Below are 17930 nucleotides of genomic sequence, written 5' to 3' on the forward strand. Positions count from 1 at the left end.
ACCGTTACTGTTTTTCGCCCAAAAGAGTTGATCAATACATTCGTATATGTGTTACTTATTTCACATACATCAACAAAAAATTTTCCCCAGGTACTCCTTTCTTTACAGTTTTATAATAGTGGCAAAAAACGTGTATAGTCAAACATGTTAGACGTCATAAATTATGTTTATAAGCGTTGATAGATAGCGCTTACAAAGGCAGCATCAAAAAAATAAATTTATATTACAAAAATAAGTTAATATTTACACAAAAAAATTTGGCAACCAATTCGAATTTTTCTTCCTTGGACACCAAATTAATGTTGTAACTTGTCTTTTATTTTTAATAATTGCGTAACTAACTCCCACTCTTGATTTTTCAATAAATAATTTTTTCTCGTTACTATCGAAATATGAAATTTATCGTCAAAATCACCTGTAAGTGGTGTACTTTTTAGTTTATCTCCTAAGGCAACTGCGTCTCCTACTAGTAAAGCAATACCAGAATTTTGTTCAACCATTCTTTTTAAAATCGAGATACTTTGTGTTTTAAAAATAATATTAGGTGTAAAACCAGCTCGACCAGAGTAATGTTGCAAAACTTGACGATGAATAAATTTACTATCTAATGAAATAAATTGCTCACCCTTTAAGTCAGAAAAAGAAACTTCCGTATAACTATTAAGCCAATGCTTATTAGAAGAAATTATTGCAAAATCACGACTAGTGATCCGTGTTGCAGATAGCCTTGGATCACTGATCGGGGCAAAACTGCCCAACAAGCCAATATCTATTTTCCCTGCAACCAGGTCTTTCGTTAACTGCTCAGACCCTGACTCATCAACTACCATATTTTGCAACAGATTTTTTTCGTTTAATTCAGGAACTACTAGAGGTAAATACAAGTTACCAATAATTGGAGGTAAACCAAACCTGATCTTGTCCTGAGAAAAGTTATTGATTTCAATTTTTGTAAGCTGAACTTCATTTAATATACTAGTTGCATGTTCATATAAAATTTTCCCAGGAGAAGTTATTTTTAAAAAATTCTGAGAGTGGTCCCGGTAGACCAGTTGAATATGTAAACTGCTTTCTAAACGTTTGATCGCCAAGGTTACCGTCGGCTGCTTCACATTAAAATGCTTGGCTGTCTCAGTAAAACTTCCGACTTGACACAGGTAACAGAAATATCTTAAATCTTTTAATTTCATTCTACCCCCTCCTCGTTTATCCTAAGAATATTGTAGCAAACTCAATACATATAAGCTTAATTATTTCCGATTTTAACTTAAAAAATACTTTCAATTATCAGAAAGCTGACAAAAGAAAGTATTCTTTAGACATATTAATTACATACCACGAATGGTAAGGTCATTCACATCGTTATTATTTCAGGGAAAATTACAATTCAGGCGAAATCATAACTTTAACCTGTGATTTATCCTCTTGTAAGGATTTGATCCCTTCGACCGTATCATCTAAAGAGATCTTCTTAGTGATCATCTTTTGGAAAATCTCTTGATTACTATTAATAATGTTGATGACAGTTGGGAAGCAATTTTCATAGCCCAGTGTAGTATGAATATTGTGTCCTTGCATGATCGCATTATTAATATCAAGTTCGATCGTTTTGCCAAATAATGCATCAACCTGAATCAAGCCAGTCGCAGTTGTGATCTGTGCGGCTGTATCAAATGTCTGCTGTACACCAGCGCATTCAAATGTGATATCGACACCCTCAGGTAAATCAGCATGAATTTTTTCAACCACATCATCTTTAGTTGGGTTTAGGGTGTTTTCAATACCAATTTCTCTGGCTTTTTCCAAACGTACTTCTGATACGTCAGAAATATACACTTTGGTTGCACCCGCAATTTTAGCCAAAACGGCAGTACACAAACCGATTGGGCCGGCACCCATAACAGCTACAGTTTGCCCTTCGATCAAGCCACTCCGTTTGATACCTTCATAGGCTACGGCAGTTGGCTCCACCAGGGCACCTAGATCAAATCCCATTTCGTCTGGTAATTTATGGGCAAACTTAGCTTCAACATTAGCGTATTCGGCCATACCGCCGTCACCTGAAACACCAATAAAGTTCCCACTACCATCTGGACCCACAGCGTGTAGACAATAGTTATACATACCTTTCAGACAGTTCCTGCAATGTCCGCAAGATAAAATTGGTTCGATCGCAATACGGTCATCAACTTTCACATCATGAACATTTTTACCGGCCTTGACTACTTGGCCCGAAAACTCATGCCCTTCAATGATCGGAACAGTTTTACCAGTTAAAGGATTTTCTTCGTATGGTAGGGATAAACCTTCTGCATACATATGAATATCACTACCACAGATCCCGACAAATTTAACCTTTACTTGAACTTCATTTTCCTTTGGTTCTGGAATATCAACATCTTCAATGCGGATGTCTTGTTTGCCATAAATTCTTGCTGCTTTCATGCATTTGTCGTCTCCTCTCTATTCAATATGATAAATTTATCACAATTATGAAACCGCTGTCAATAATTATCTTTGGCACAATATTTATGCCTTATGGTTAGTTAAGTTATTTTAAATTCAGCATTATTTTAAAATTAACTACTTTCCTTAAAGCTACATAAAAATCACACATTTTAATATGGTTAAATGATTCACAATATTTAGGTAAAAATCAAGTTACTTTACCAGTACCTAAAAAAGAGAGTCACTTTTTATGACCCTCTTTTAGAATGGCTACTTATTATTATTTTTCGGGTGAGATCAAGATCTTAACTTGTGACTTGTCATCCATTAAGGATTTGATACCTTCTTCAGTTTCGTCCAAACCGATTTTTTTCGTGATCAATTTTTTGAAGAGATCACGATGCTGGTTAACAATGCTGATCGTTTGTGGAAAGGCATTTGCATAACCCATTGTTGTGTGGATCTGTGCACCCTTATTTTGCATTGTTGCAATATCGATCTTATAGTCACCATTGAACAATGCAACGATTTCAAGTACTCCAGCAGGAGCTGTTAATTGAACAGCCTGGTTCAATGTTGGTTGTGCACCAGCACATTCGAAGACTACATCCACACCGGAAGGGAATTGCTCGTGTACATGTTTAACAAAATCAACTTCACCAGAATTAATTACATCTTCAAAGCCAAGTTCTCTAGCTTTTTGCAAACGAACTTCCGCCAAATCAGCAATATAGATCTTAGTTGCTCCCGCTACTCTAGCCATCAATGCTGTTAATAAACCAATTGGGCCAGCACCAAAAACAACAACTGATTGCCCGGCAACTAAACCACTATCTCTTACTGCTTGATAAGTAACCGTTGCTGGTTCAACTAATGCACCTAAGTCATAGTCCATACCTTCTGGTAGTTTAAAAGTAAAGTTTTCTTTGACGTTAGTATATTCAGCCATACCACCATCTTCAGAAAAACCAATAAATTGTAAACTGCCATCTTCACCAACACCATTAACACAGTAATTGTAAAGTCCTTTACGACAGAATTCACACTTACCACAAGCAATAGCTGGTTCGATACATACATGATCACCAGCAGAAAAACTTGTTACGTCTTTACCAACCTTAACTACTTCACCAGAGAATTCATGACCTTCTGTCAAAGGAACGGTTTTACCAGTTAATGGATGTGGAGTATAAGGGATACCGCTACCTTCTTGATACATATGAATATCACTACCACAAATACCTACATATTTGACCTTAACTTGAACCTCATCATCCTTAGGTTCACGTAATTCAACATCTTCGATCTTTAAATCTTGTTTACCATAAATTCTTGCTGCTTTCATTAAAACTTGCCCCTTTCTTAAAAACGCTTGCATTTTATTTTTTAATAAAAAAGTTCTACTAGAATAAGTTTCTAGTAAACGCTACTGCAAACGCATTCAACATATATAGTGTACCACCTATTTTTAAGATTAACAGAATTTTCGTATATTGTTTTTTTAGATAAATTATTTTTAAAGTTTTAGTTAGGCTTACTTGAACTTAAGCATCTGAGATTTAAAAAATCTTCTCCCAAAAATTTTAAATATGTTACTGCATTTAATTTCTTGATTGGACTACAAACTTCTCGATACAATATACTTACCTGCTTATTGCCATTAATTTACTTTACTTCTTATCTTTTTCAATTCTTTTATCCTTATTTTTATGTCGTCACTATATTTTAATTTCTTAACTAAAACAATTTATTAGATTTTCGGGCTATAATAAATAATATACAGTATATAGCTAGATTACCCTGCTTAAACTTTTTTTGCGAACATGGTACTTAAACATACATCGAAACCAAAAATACTCAGTGTAATGCACCTTATCTTCAGAATGGAGGAACAATTAGCTATGAAATACAATTTAATGCCTCTCAAGTACTTCATTGACGTTGTACAGACCAGGGGATTTATTTCGGCTGCTAAAAGGAACTATGTCTCTGAAACAGCAGTTAGTTCAGCAATCAAAAAACTAGAAATAGATTTAGGTCAACAATTATTAAATCGTTCTGCTGGAAATCTCTCTTTAACGCCCGTTGGTAAAGTTTTTTATAAACGCTCAGTTAATATCCTGACCTCTTACAATGAGATCTGGCATCACCCAGACTTTCATCCTAATCAACTACTAAAGATCCACTTTTTACAAGGGTTGGAAAATGAAGCTGCATTATTAACCCAAAAATTACCCAACAACTATCAAGTCAGCTTTGATGAAGAACTATTTGATAACAGTATAAATCGCCTATTAAATGGAGACTATGACCTTTTAATTGGTTTTCAATTAGCCTTTATCAATAATACCAAAATCAAACTCTTTCCCATTAAAACTGTTAGTTTTGATTTAATCTTTAATTCCCTCGAAGTAAAAAAATATCACGAAAATCTCCAAGAACTAGCTAAAAATTCCATGCTTTACATGCAAGAGTGGAAATCAACTGGTATTTTAGATATTCAAACATCCATGCTTGAAATTTATCAACAAGACAATTGGACTTATAAGCAAATTTCTGGTATCAATAGTTTCGCGTCGGCTTGTCTAAATGTAAATTTTGCTGGTGGTTTTTCACTAATCCCCCATAACTTTTCCCTTCCAAAAAAATGTGATAATATACACAAATTCAGCCCACAACATCTTTTAAATAAATTTGAAGTAGTTGCGGCCCTTAATAGTGGTGGTTCAGACGATTTAATATCGCTAATTTCTAAGGTAACAACTTAAAGTTATCAATAGAAACTAAACTATGTTAGCTTTTGTTTGTGAAAATATATACAATTATAATTGTATAGAAAATATTTAAGGATAGGTGAAGAAAATGGAAACATATTCAACCACTGTAGTTATTGTCGGTTCAGGCTCATCTGGTATTTCGGCTGCCTTTGAACTATATCAAAAAAAGATTCCTTTTATTTTATTAGAACGGGGAGATAAAGTAGGCGGCGCCGGTAAATTCGGTGCTCACGGAATGTTTGCTATTCACTCCAAACAACAAGATGAAAAAGGAGTGGACTACGGTTATGAACAAGCATTTACTGAATTAACCACAGATAATCATTATTTTGTTAATGGTGAACTTTTAAGCCGTTTCCTTAAAGAATCAGGTGCAAATATTGCTCGGCTTGACGAAATGGGACTACCAGTTACTGTTGAACAAAGTGAGCAAAAGCCGCATTTAAATGATCCACTAGTCTATCATAAATTCAATAATTTTAAAGATAAGATGGCAAGCTGGGACAAACTGCCAGAAAAGTTTACTGCAGACGGTATTAACCAAGTTCTCACCAATACTTCAGCTATTGATTTAGATTATGACAACGGATTAAAGGCTGTGATTGCAGCAGATAACCAAGGTGAAAAACTCCGTATTGAAACTAAAAAAGTGATCTTTGCTGATGGTGGGTATTGTGGTAACGCAAAAATGATGACCACTAAGTATGACGATGCAGATGAACTATTAAACTTAGGTGAACATAAATCTGATGGCACTGGAATAAGATTATCCCAGAAATTAGGGGCAAACACTTACCATAACCCCGTTTTATTTGCTCATGCCTGTGCACCTAGTTCAACTATCAACCCGATGGCACGAGATAGTAGTGTCGAAACATTAACCAATTTGCCTTTGCTATGGGTCGACCAAACGGCTAATCGTTTCGTAAATGAAGACATCGTGTACGATTTTGCTTTATGGGGCAATGCTGCTCACAACGTAGGGGGCAAATATTACGTAATTCTTGACCAAAATACACTTGATTATTTCAAAAATAATGAAGTTAATTTAGAAGACTCGTTCGAAAGACAATTCTGTGATGTCGGAGAAATACCACGTACTTCAGTCGGACCACTGCCAAATATTCAAAACGATTTTGATCAAGCAATTAAAAGTGGGGAAGTAGTTGTTGGCAAAAATGTTGAAGATTTGGCTCATAAATTAGGGCTGCCTATAGACGCTCTAAAAAGAAGTTTAAAAAACTACAATCAAGCAATTAAAAATAAAAATGATGAAGTCTTCTTAAAACCAGCTAATGAATTACTGTTTAACGTTGCCGATGGTCCTTTTTATGCAATTGTTGAACATTGTGCCATTTTAGGGACACTAGATGGCGTTAATGTTGATCGTAATTGTGAACCTGTTAGAAAAGATGGCAGTCCAATCAAAGATTTATATATCGTGGGTAATAATGTTAATGGACTTTATTCAGATGGATACCCAAGCTTTGAAGGAATCGCAAATGGTTTCGCCTTTGTTTCCGGATGGATCGCAGCTAAGGAAATTCAAAAAAATTTAGCTTAACTCAATTTCAAAAATAAATCAGGAGGTTTTTATAATGCTTAAAAACAAAGTTGCTTTAGTAACTGGTGCGGCACAAGGAATAGGACTAGCTATCAGTGAAGAGTTTGCCGTACAAGGCGCAGATGTTATTTTATCAGATAACAACCCTCAGGTTTTGGACACTGCCAAAAATCTAAATCAAAAATACCCTGGCAAAATAACAGGAAAAATCTTAGATATCATGGACGTGAATAGTATTCGCGTCGGCCTTGAACAAGCAGTTTCTGAGTTTGGCAAATTAAATTACGCAATCAACAACGCTGGTGGTGGAGTTTTAAAGCCATTTGCCCAATTAACCGATAGCGATTTTGACACAACGATCAATTTAGACTTACGTGGAACTTTCTTATGTATGCGTGAAGAAATTAAACTTTTCTTAAAACAAGGTTTTGGCTCAATTGTAAATACCGGCGCACTTGGAAGTATCTATAATCCTGGTGGGATGGGTGCTTATAATGCCGCTAAGAACGGGATCATGGGTATGACCCAGGCAGCCGCAGTTGATTATGCTGATAAAAATATTCGTATTAATTGTGTAGCCCCGGGCTTAACCAAAACAGCACTCAATGAAGGTGAATTTTTAGAGAAAGTATTACCCACAGTTCCAATGAAACGCGCAGCAACTCCAGCAGAAATAGCCAAAGTTTTCGTTTTTATTGCTAGTCAAGCAAGCTTCATGACCGGTCAAACAATTTTAAGTGACGGCGGTGTTTCAGTAGGCTTGAAATAATCAGGGGGGAGGTAAAACATGTTTCCCAAAGAAAAAAATTATGATGTCGTGATCGTGGGTGGCGGACTGTCTGGTTTAGCGGCGGCCATCAGTGCTAGAGAAAAAAATCTAACCACCTTAGTCTTAGAAAAAGGTCGCACAATTGGTGGCAACGGTAATTATGTCGAGGGTGCAATGGGTGTTGATAGTTATTTACAAAAAAAACAAAACATTAAGGTCAATAAGCTAGCCCTTTTGCATGAAGAACTAAACTACTCGCATTATGAAGCAAGTGCCCGACACCTTAAAAAGTTTATTGACCATAGCGGTCAAACTATCGATTGGCTCCATTCACTCGGTGTTAAATTTAATGCAGTCAGCAAACAAGGTGATAGTTGGCCTACGATACATCCCTTTACTGGTGGAGGCCATGCTGCGGTTCAAACAATGTATAATACAGCTGTTAAAGCAGATGCTGAATTTATCAACAGTACCAGTGCCCAAAAGGTCCTTGTCCAAAATGGACAAATCTGTGGCTTGATCATTAGAAATGAAGCCACAGGCCAAGAACGTCACCTCACTACTAACAATATTATTTTAGCTACTGGCGGTTATGTTGATAACCCTGAATTGGTTCGGAAAAAATCTCCTTTTTCTGACCGTTTATTAACTGTTAGTAACGGTAAAGCCACTGGTGATGGAATACAATTAGCTTGGGCTGTTGGTGCTAAACATTATCAGATGGGTGCAATTCAATATGGTGGTGGCGCAATCTACGATACTGTTAAACCACCATTTATTCATATGTCTTCACAACTTGCTACTGCGGCTACACAAGAAGCCATTTTATGGGTCAATGAGCGTGGCGAACGTTTCGTCAATGAAGATGTCAACGATAATATGTGCCATGCTGGAGCTTCGATTCTAACACAATCTCGTGTCTTTTCAATTTTTGATCAAGAAGCTATCGAACATTTGTCAAAAATTGGCTTGTATAAAGAAGTCGGTAATTCACCAGTATCTCCAGAGACACTAGATAGACTACCTTCCGAAATAAAAACTAGTTTAGAAAATCATGAAAAATATTTAACAACAGCTGCTTCGCTGACAGAATTAGCCGAAAAACTACAATTACCTAAACTTTCAGAAACGATTTCTCACTATAATCGACTTGTTCAAGCAAAATATGATAGCGATTTTGGTAAAAATAAATCTTATCTAACGCCTGTGAAAGTTGGACCTTTTTATGCAGTCGAACTAGGTGTTGGTATGGCTTGTGCACTAGGTGGCTTGCGTGTTGATAATAATAACAATATTTTAAATAGCTATGGTTATCCTATTCCTGGATTATACGCAGTAGGAAACGATGCTGCCGGGATGTTAGTTGGTGACACTTATGCAGTCACACTGCCCGGTAGTACAGCAGGGTATGCAGCCTATTCTGGAAGAAACGCAGTTTTAAATATTGTCATTAATAATTAAAGAGGTCTATTATAATGAAAATTGATTCTGCAACTAAATCATATATTTCTAAAACACGTTTAGGTGTTTTAGCAGTCAGTACAATGGGCATGGCAGCTTTAGCCATCACACCCTCATACGCTGCCATCGCTCAACACTTTAACTTAAGTAATACAGGAGTTCAAATGCTAACATCATTTCCTAACTTATTTATGATGTTAGCCGGACTAATTATTGGAAAGTTATCCACTAGTAAAATCAATTTAAAAACACTAACTATTAATTCGATCACTTTAGTTATGATTGGCGGTCTTTTGCCACTTGCCTTTCATAATAACTTTTTGTTCCTCCTATTTTGTTCTTGTTTAGTTGGATTAGGACAAGGGGCTTGTACTAATTTGTCACAGGTTTTAATTTCAACTATGTTACCTAAAACAGAACGTGCAACAACAATGGGATTATTCACTAGCTTTACCAATATTGGGGGTATTATCTTTATCATGGGTGGTGGTCAGTTAGCAGCTACAAATAATTGGATCAACAATTACTGGATCTATCTTTTTTCGTTACTAATTTTGATCACTGTAATTTTTTTAGTTCCTTTCCACCCATTAAATTTAAATACTGGTGAAGAAGTTAAAGTTAACGGCAAAATAAAACTTAATAAATACGTTTTCTACTGCTCATTTTGGGCGTTTTTCACGATGCTTTTAAATAACGTCTTAAACAATAATATTTCACTATTTGTGGTTAAAAATGGCTTGGGAGCCACATCACAGGCTGCCTTAACTTCCACGATCTCACTAGTTGGTGGCTTATTATGTGGCTTTATCGTGGGAATAATCGGGAAGAAATTTAAACATTCATCCATTGCCTTGTCATTTATTTTATATGGGTGTGCATTTTTGATAATCGGATTTTGCCACTCATTGACATTAATTTTTATTGGCAGCTTTATTGTTGGGGCAGCCATGAGCATTGCGATGGGGCAATACTCATACCTACTGTCACTTGCAGTTGATAGTAATAGTCTTTCCATGGCTTTAGGTATTTATGTTGCAATCAACTCACTCGGTGGTGTCATGAGTCCCTTTATCGTTAATCCCTTAACGTCAATAACAAGTAATCTCGGTTTAAACGTATTTTCTGTTAGTGGTATTCTCGCCTTGCTTTTGGGTGCAATTTGTCTAGGAGTAAAATTTCAGACAAATCTACTAAATAATTCAGTTGATTAACCTTAACCTTTTTTGATAAGTTCATTGATATTGATGTTAATCCGAGTTTATTTAAACCTACTCTTGGCAACGAATGTGGATCCATTAAGACGTAAAATTACCTTTTGAATTTCCAAAAATGAAAAACCATTCGCTCCATTTAGAAACAAGCAACTTAAACTAGCTAGACCAATTACTTTTTGCTTTTGAACTGTTCAGAATAATATAGTAAAGTTCGACACTATCAAATTTTTCCGTTAAAATAGTATTAAAAACTCATAGGATAGTGTAATGAATAAAAAAGAAGAGCCAAGCTATGTTTCTGCATATGAACTTTTAAGAAATCAAATATTAAACGGGGAAATTAAACCCGAAACTAAGCTAACAGAAACAATGTTAGCCAAAAAACTAAACTTAAGTCGGACACCAATCAGATCTGCCATGACTCAATTAAAAAACGAAGGTTTCATTAAAAACAAACATGTTCATGTACCTAGTGAAAAAGAAATTCGCGATGTTTTTCAAGTACGTGTTATTCTTGAAGGATATGCCGCTAAATACTGTGCTAATGTCATTTCAGAAGAAGCTTTACAGCATCTGGAACAATGTGTAGCAACAGCCCAAAAGGGTTCCAAAGATGAAATATTACAAGCAAATTATGAATTTCATCAAGTCTTAGTTGAAGAAACTCATAATCAAGAGGTTATTAAGATTATTGACCAAATGCAAACAATGATTTTTTTAATGCGACAAACAGTAACATTACATCGGCGCGTCCACTTAATCGATGAACATGAAAACATTTTAAATGCAATCAAAGATAATAACGGTCCGCTAGCCGAAAGACTGCTACAGGAACATTTAAATAAAGATCTTGAGTTCACAATGAATCGCTTAAAAAAATAAATGAAAAAACGCTAAATAAGTTGAAGTTTAGCAAAAAGTTAGACATTTAAATAACTTCCAACTAGTAAAAGTAACTGAGACAAAATTATTATTTCTGCCAATAAATACAAAAAACTGCATCATAATGAGATAGAAGAATCTCAATATGATGTAGTTCTTATTTTTACTCTAAACTTGTTTTGTTACAACTTCTTGTTTTCAAGGACATTCGTCCATTGTTAACTACATAATCTTCTGCGATTATAGCCAGTTTTCTTCCTTCTTTAGTTACATAAACATTCCTAAAATTAAAATGCAAACCAAACCAATTACGCCGATTATTGTAGTCAAAACCGTCCATGTCTTAAGTGTTTTTACAATTGACATATTAAAATACTCTTTTACAATCCAAAATCCAGCATCACTAACTTGAGAAAAACCAACGCTACCTGCACCAGCTGCTAAAGCTAATAACTCAGGGCTGATCCCAGATTTTGCAGCAATTGGGGCAAGTATTCCTGCAGCCGTCATACTTGCAACTGTAGCAGATCCTAATGAAAAACGTAAAACTGCCGCAATTAGCCAAGTTAAAAATAAAGGTGATAACGATGAATTCATCATTACAGAAGCAATCATCTTATCAACATGACTATCAACTAAAACCTGCTTAAAAGCACCACCACCAGCAATAATTAAAAGTATCATAGCGATACCTGAAACTGCATTGGCAAAAGTATTCATGACATCTTTAATTGATTTTCCTTTTCTAATTCCAAGAGTATAAACTGATACTACAAATGTAATCATCAATGCAGCACCAGGCTCTCCAATGAAATCAGTAAACGTTAATAAAGATGATTTGGGTAATGAAAAATCAGCAATAGTTTTTATAAAAATAAAAATTATCGGTAAAACTGCTGTTAATATACTAATACCGAATCCTGGCATTTCCTGTTCAGTAAATTCCCTATCAGAATATACCGCCTTTGGTGCCTGGACCTCAAGATCTTCTTTTTTAAAGAATTTTGTAAATAGAGGACCTGCAATGATAATAGCCGGGATTGCAATTAAAATCCCAATAATCATCGTTTTACCGATATTTGCACCAAAGATGCCTGCAATAGCTGTTGGAGCCGGATGTGGTGGAACAAAACCATGCATAGTAATCAACGCTGCTAATACTGGTAAACCAATATATAAAGCAGGTATTTCTGCTACCGCTGCTATTGAAAAAACTAGCGGTATCAAAACTACAACACCTGTTTCAAAAAACATAGCAATTCCTACTACCATCGCAGTAACTACTGAAGCTGCTTGAACGTGTTTTCTTCCAAAAGTATCCACCATTGTTGTAGCTATTCTTTGAGCAGCTCCAGTGTCAGTTAGCATTTTACCAATAGCTGCTCCAAAGATAATTACCAACATTAGACTGCCAGCAGAAGAACCCAAGCCATTCTGTATAGATTCCATGGCCTGAACTGGTGTCATACCTTCCATTAATCCAACTGCTAAAGATGTCAAAATTAAAGATACAAATGCATTTACATGCAATCCAATCATTAATATTAGTAATAGAATAATTCCGATTATTATCGCTAGAAATGCCATATATTTACCTCTTATCTAAAATTTCTACTGCCTCGCGCAAGGTTTCTGTCTCGCCGACATTTCCTGGAAAAATAATATAAGACAACTTAGGAAATTTGGCTTCAGAGTCTGTATACCAAACAGGAATTCCTGGTTTGATTTGTCCAGCAATCAGAGCACGTTTAACACCTAAACCATTAACACCAACATCACTCGAAGTAATTCCACCCTTAGCAATCATAAATTTAGGTTTTACAGTTAAATTTTTAACAATATTAGTTAGAGCAGTTGAAATGGAAACCGATAATTTTAAAGCTTCTTCTTTTTGGTCATTAGGTAAATCAATTCGTTCTCTGGAAGTATATACAGCAACAGTTACTCCCTTCCGTAATAAATTATTTACTTTTTCAGAAACTCTAGCTACTTCTGGTTCTAATCCCTGAGCTCTCAAGACCTGATGAACATCAAATTCTATAAATTCAACGTTTTTCAATTTTTTTAACTCATTTAACTGATTTGTTGTCTTTTGTACATGTGAGCCGATAACTATCAGACCACCAGCCTCAGTTTTTTCAACTAGTTTGTCTTTAGTTAGCAAAGGAATATCGCTTACTCCACCCAATACTTTAGGTAAAGCCGCGGCTGTCCTAAAAATAAATTGCTTTCCTTGTCTAATAGCTCTAATCAAGGCAATTACAAATATTTGAACATCGCAATAATTAACAGCATTTACAATTACTTTATTATAGTCTTCAACCTTCATTAATTGTTTAGTAATTTTCTCGATTTCTACAGATCTTAAGTCTTCTAGTTCTATTGCTGTAACATCTTCTGCTCGATATTGACCACAAGTTTTTTCTTCAACCCAGTCTTTTAAATTAGAAGACTGATAACCAAATGTCCGATCTTCAGCAAATTCTGTTTCGCCAGCTGGAACTAAATCTTTCCCCATCTGCACATAATGAACATCATCAATTGTAAAACGTCCGCCTTCTTTAAAGAATGGCATGATAACTTCCCCATCATATTTAACATCTGTTTGTTCTTCAACCGTCTTCTTTAATATCTCTGTTTCAAGCGGATAATGTCCTCGTAAAGTGGAATCACTTCTACTGATGATCAAAAATTTTTGCCCAGTTTCTTTAGAAACTTTGCAGATATTTTGTGCAACTTGTTTATGAAGCCTAGTTGTTTCGTCTTTAGTTAATCCACGTGAATTAGTAAGGATGTAAAACATTGAGTTTTCTTCAGCAAATCCTTGTCGGATGCTATTCAAATCCCAATTGGTATAAACAGAAATATCGTGAACAGTTTGACTTCCTGTTGGATCATCATCCAAAACAACTACTTTGTTTTTTAACTGTGCTAATTCTACTTGTAATAAGTTTCCAATTTTTTTACTGTCTGGTTCTCGTAATAATTTAGCAAAAGTTTTTTCGGCGTTAATAGCAGACATTATTTTTCACCTCTTGTTACTGTTACATTTGCAATTTTTTCAAAGTATTGAACAATCCCACCATGATCATTCATAATCTTTCCATCAGCCTTAAGAGAATGGAAAATTTCTAGCAATTGACTTGAAAATGGAACTGGAACATCCAAGTCATGAGCAGTTTGTAATACATTAGTTAAATCTTTCATATTAATGGCCATTGTGCCACCTGGTTTAAAGTTTCTATCTAAAATTAACGGTACTTTTGCATCCATAACTGTACTACCAGCTAATCCACCACGAATTGCTTGATACATTTTCTCAATATCAATTCCAGCTTTAGCTGCCAAAACCAAAGCTTCAGAAAGAGCAGCGATATTCAAATTAACAATTACTTGATTTGCTAATTTAGCAGTAACCCCGCTGCCATGATCTCCAACTAAAACAATATTTTCTCCAATTACGTGCAAAATTTCATCTACTTTATGTAAGGTATCTTGTTTACCACCAACCATAATTGATAAAGTTCCATCAATAGCTTTAGGTTCACCACCACTAACTGGTGCATCAAGTGTTTCCACACCATATTTAACGGCTTCACTTGCAATTTTTTTGGCATCAATAGGTCCAATAGAACTCATATCTATCACTATCAATCCTTGATGTGCATTTTCAAAAATTCCATCTTTACCTTCTAATGTAGAAAGTACATGGGCAGCAGCAGGAAGCATCGTAATGATCACATCTGATTCCTGTGCCATTTTCTTAGTAGATTTCTCTTTTGCACCTAAATCAACTAGTCTCTGAACTGCATCTTTATTTAAATCAAATACAGATACATCATATCCTGCTTTTACTAAATTTTTAGACATTGGATTTCCCATAATTCCTAATCCTACAAAACCAATTTTTTTCATTTTTACTTTCCTCCATTTTTAAAGCGATTTCATTTTGTCGACAGATTAAATTGTACACCACATTTTTTATATTGTATACATTTTTACCAAAAATGAACACATTCACAGAAAAAGATTATTTTAAAATAAAAAAATGCAAACCTCTTTCAATAAAAAAGAAATTTGCATTAAACTCTAAATAAGCTTATTCATTATCATGTTTATATCAGAAATTATACAAACCAATTTCCTTTTATTAAGTCTAAATCCCACCTTTTTCTTCTTAATTACCACCAAAAAACAGTATATATTTACCTGCATGAAATTATTTACACAATCTTTTTTCGATTAGGATCTAAAATTTAGTTCTATTTCTACATTATGAATAGGAACGTTTCACATGAAATACTAAAACATCACCTTTTAATACTTTTCGTGCTTGTTTTCATTGCCATTAACTAACCGTCGAAAATCAAGATAACCATTATCTAATCCACGTAAAATAACCTCTGCTGTTCCTAAATTAGTAGCCAACGGAATATTATAAACGTCCGATAATCTGATCAATGCATTCACATCTGGTTCATGTGGCTGTGCTGTCAGTGGATCCCGTAAAAAGATAACAGCATCAATTTTATTCTGTGCGATCAAAGAACCCACTTCTTGGTCTCCACCTAAGGGTCCAGAATTAAAACATCGTACATTCAAACCCGTAGCCTCAGAAACAATTTGGCCAGTATGACCAGTTGCAAATAGTTCGTGCTTTTCCAAGATTTTTTTATACGCTAAAGATAATTTTTTCATATCTGGTTTCTTCTTATCATGTGCGATCAACGCAATTTTCACTATATATTCCGCCTTTCTTTTTAATAATCATATTTTAAACTATATTTTCTAGAATTGAAAACGTTGTCTATAAAAATGCGTTATGCGGATGTCAGTCAAATAGCCATTTCCTTTTAGAAATTCTTGTATAGTTTAAGCTAATAAATCACGAATTTTTTGTTATTTTATTTTATAAAGACTTATTTTATAGAATATAATTAGGTAAAATTAAGTAAAATTATTGTTGACTTTTACTAAATACAAAATATAATAAAGATGTTGGCTGAAAACGCATTCTACAAAAGATTCAATATGTTTTTTATTACTAAGGAGGGTTTTATATTATGAGTGCTGGTATTCAAAAGAAAGTCGAGAAACTTAAGCCATTATTCGAAAAAATTGCTGCTAATCAATACATTGCCGCGATCCGTGACGGTTTTATCGCAGCGATGCCAATTATTTTATTTTCAAGTATTTTCTTAATGATTGCCTATGTTCCAAACGCCTGGGGCTTTTATTGGTCAGATAATGTTACCAATAATTTACTAACGGCTTATAACTATTCGATGGGACTCTTAGCTTTGTTCGTTACAGGGACAACTGCTAAAAATTTGACAGATTCCAAAAACTTAACGTTACCTAAAACTAACCAGGTCAACCCGATCTCAGTTATCATGGCGGCCGAAATTTCATTCATTATCCTTGCCATTGTTCCATTAAAAAATGGTGTTGACTTAACGTACATGGGAACTCAAGGTTTGATTGCCGCTTATATTGTTGGTTTGATCACACCAAATATCTACCATGTCTGCATTAAAAACAACATTACTATTAAATTACCACCACAAGTCCCACAAAACATCGCACAGACTTTTAAAGACCTTATCCCAATGGCTTCAACAGTTACGCTTTTCTGGGCAATTGATCTAGCTTTCAGACAATTATCCGGCGTTAACTTACCAGAATTCATCATTAAACTCTTATCTCCACTTTTCAGTGCTAGTGAGTCTTATCTCGGATTATCAATTATTGCTGGTGCTATGGCCTTCTTCTGGTTCTGTGGTGTCCAAGGACCATCGATCGTTCAACCTGCTGTTGTACCAATTATGATCGCTAACACTGCAGCTAATTTGGAAATGTACCAAGCTGGACATCAAGCCTCACATGTTTTAGCTATGAACACTATGGATTACGTTATGAATTTTGGTGGTACTGGTTCAACACTTGTTTTGGCGTACATCTTTATGTTCTTCGCTAAATCAAAACAGTTAAAAGCTGTAGGTACTGCTTCCTTTATTCCCGGAACATTTTCTGTTAACGAACCAATTTTGTTTGGAACACCGATCATTATGAATCCAGTCTTCTTCTTGCCATTCATTTTGACACCTATCGTAAACGTTTGTATGTTTAAGTTCTTCGTAGATGTGCTTGGTATGAATTCAATTATGTACACAATGCCATGGACGTTACCTGGATTTATCGGGATACCTGTTTCAACTGGGTTCGCTCCATTATCATTCGTCTATGTTGCTTTGATCATTGTTTTGGATATCTTAGTCTACTGGCCATTCTTTAAAACCTACGACAAAACTTTACTTGCCGATGAAATTGCCAAGGAAGAAAATATTCAAACTAACGGTACAGATGTTCCAGCTGATCAAGATGGTGATGTTGTTGTTGCCACTACTGATGAAGACCATAACTTACAAACTGCTAATGAAAATGCTATCCCTGAGAACAGTACAGTATTAGTTCTTTGTGCCGGTGGAGGTACCAGTGGGATCTTAGCCAATGCTTTGAATAAACTAGCATCGGAAAGAAGCTTAAGCTTATCAGCTGCTGCTCGGGCTTTCGGACAAGATATGGACCTGATTCAAGATATGGATCTTGTCATTTTAGCTCCACAAATGGACAGTATGAAAGATAACCTGAGAAAGATCACCGACAAATACGGTGTCAAGATGGTCTCAACTTCTGGCAAACAATACATTGAATTAACTCGTGACGGCGATAAAGCTTTAGCTTTTGTTTCAGAACAATTAACTAATAAATCAGGGCAAAAAGAATAATGTTGATTGATCGATAAATACCTT

General features: G+C 35.1%; 14 protein-coding genes. 7 read left to right on the plus strand and 7 right to left on the minus strand.

The annotated features are described in order from the left end of the window. Positions 1 to 296 precede the first annotated feature (296 nt). From LACPOB_RS0104485 to LACPOB_RS0104495, 3 genes are all read right to left on the minus strand, one after another. The gene (locus LACPOB_RS0104485) at positions 297 to 1190 is read right to left on the minus strand and encodes a LysR family transcriptional regulator (RefSeq protein ID WP_017867635.1); all 894 of its coding nucleotides are present in this window, start codon (positions 1188 to 1190) and stop codon (positions 297 to 299) included. Positions 1191 to 1380: 190 nt separating this feature from the next. Then, positions 1381 to 2445, minus strand: a complete 1065-nt coding sequence (locus LACPOB_RS0104490; RefSeq protein WP_017867636.1) for an alcohol dehydrogenase catalytic domain-containing protein — start codon at positions 2443 to 2445, stop codon at positions 1381 to 1383. A gap of 283 nt (positions 2446 to 2728) precedes the next feature. Continuing rightward, entirely contained in the window at positions 2729 to 3793 is a 1065-nt protein-coding gene (locus tag LACPOB_RS0104495) for a 2,3-butanediol dehydrogenase (protein ID WP_017867637.1), read from the minus strand. A 556-nt stretch (positions 3794 to 4349) separates the two neighbouring features. Between LACPOB_RS0104495 and LACPOB_RS0104500 the strand changes: the two genes are divergently transcribed. From LACPOB_RS0104500 to LACPOB_RS0104525, 6 genes are all read left to right on the plus strand, one after another. After that, positions 4350 to 5216: a LysR family transcriptional regulator gene (locus LACPOB_RS0104500; RefSeq protein ID WP_017867638.1), complete on the plus strand. Its 867-nt coding sequence runs from the start codon at positions 4350 to 4352 to the stop codon at positions 5214 to 5216. Positions 5217 to 5310: 94 nt separating this feature from the next. Then, entirely contained in the window at positions 5311 to 6789 is a 1479-nt protein-coding gene (locus LACPOB_RS0104505) for an FAD-dependent oxidoreductase (protein ID WP_017867639.1), read from the plus strand. 34 nt (positions 6790 to 6823) lie between these two features. Further along, positions 6824 to 7558 carry an SDR family NAD(P)-dependent oxidoreductase gene (locus LACPOB_RS0104510; protein ID WP_017867640.1) on the plus strand — a complete coding sequence of 245 codons (735 nt, stop codon included), beginning with the start codon at positions 6824 to 6826 and terminating at the stop codon, positions 7556 to 7558. An 18-nt stretch (positions 7559 to 7576) separates the two neighbouring features. Further along, positions 7577 to 9019, plus strand: coding sequence for a vinyl phenol reductase (gene vprA / locus LACPOB_RS0104515; RefSeq protein ID WP_017867641.1), 1443 nt, complete (start codon positions 7577 to 7579; stop codon positions 9017 to 9019). A gap of 14 nt (positions 9020 to 9033) precedes the next feature. Beyond that, positions 9034 to 10233: an MFS transporter gene (locus LACPOB_RS0104520; RefSeq protein ID WP_017867642.1), complete on the plus strand. Its 1200-nt coding sequence runs from the start codon at positions 9034 to 9036 to the stop codon at positions 10231 to 10233. A gap of 270 nt (positions 10234 to 10503) precedes the next feature. Then, on the plus strand, positions 10504 to 11118 hold the full coding sequence (locus tag LACPOB_RS0104525; RefSeq protein WP_017867643.1) for a GntR family transcriptional regulator: 615 nt from the start codon (positions 10504 to 10506) through the stop codon (positions 11116 to 11118). A gap of 267 nt (positions 11119 to 11385) precedes the next feature. Here the strand turns inward: LACPOB_RS0104525 and LACPOB_RS0104530 are convergent, their stop codons facing one another. The 4 genes from LACPOB_RS0104530 to mgsA form a co-directional block, all read right to left on the minus strand. Further along, complete coding sequence (locus tag LACPOB_RS0104530) at positions 11386 to 12705, minus strand: gluconate:H+ symporter (RefSeq protein ID WP_017867644.1); 1320 nt, start codon at positions 12703 to 12705, stop codon at positions 11386 to 11388. 4 nt (positions 12706 to 12709) lie between these two features. Further along, positions 12710 to 14140 carry a four-carbon acid sugar kinase family protein gene (locus tag LACPOB_RS0104535; protein ID WP_017867645.1) on the minus strand — a complete coding sequence of 477 codons (1431 nt, stop codon included), beginning with the start codon at positions 14138 to 14140 and terminating at the stop codon, positions 12710 to 12712. Then, positions 14140 to 15033 (minus strand): 2-hydroxy-3-oxopropionate reductase, encoded by an 894-nt coding sequence (gene garR, locus LACPOB_RS0104540; protein ID WP_017867646.1) that lies wholly within the window; start codon positions 15031 to 15033, stop codon positions 14140 to 14142. Before garR ends, LACPOB_RS0104535 begins: the two co-directional genes overlap by 1 nt. Before the next feature lie 402 nt (positions 15034 to 15435). Beyond that, positions 15436 to 15858, minus strand: a complete 423-nt coding sequence (gene mgsA / locus LACPOB_RS0104545; RefSeq protein WP_017867647.1) for a methylglyoxal synthase — start codon at positions 15856 to 15858, stop codon at positions 15436 to 15438. Positions 15859 to 16193: 335 nt separating this feature from the next. Here mgsA and LACPOB_RS0104550 point away from each other — a divergent pair, with 335 nt between their 5' ends. Continuing rightward, positions 16194 to 17906, plus strand: coding sequence for a lactose-specific PTS transporter subunit EIIC (locus LACPOB_RS0104550; RefSeq protein WP_026142751.1), 1713 nt, complete (start codon positions 16194 to 16196; stop codon positions 17904 to 17906). Positions 17907 to 17930 lie beyond the last annotated feature (24 nt).

It is taken from the genome of Ligilactobacillus pobuzihii E100301 = KCTC 13174, assembly GCF_000349725.1.
Lineage (GTDB): Bacteria > Bacillota > Bacilli > Lactobacillales > Lactobacillaceae > Ligilactobacillus > Ligilactobacillus pobuzihii.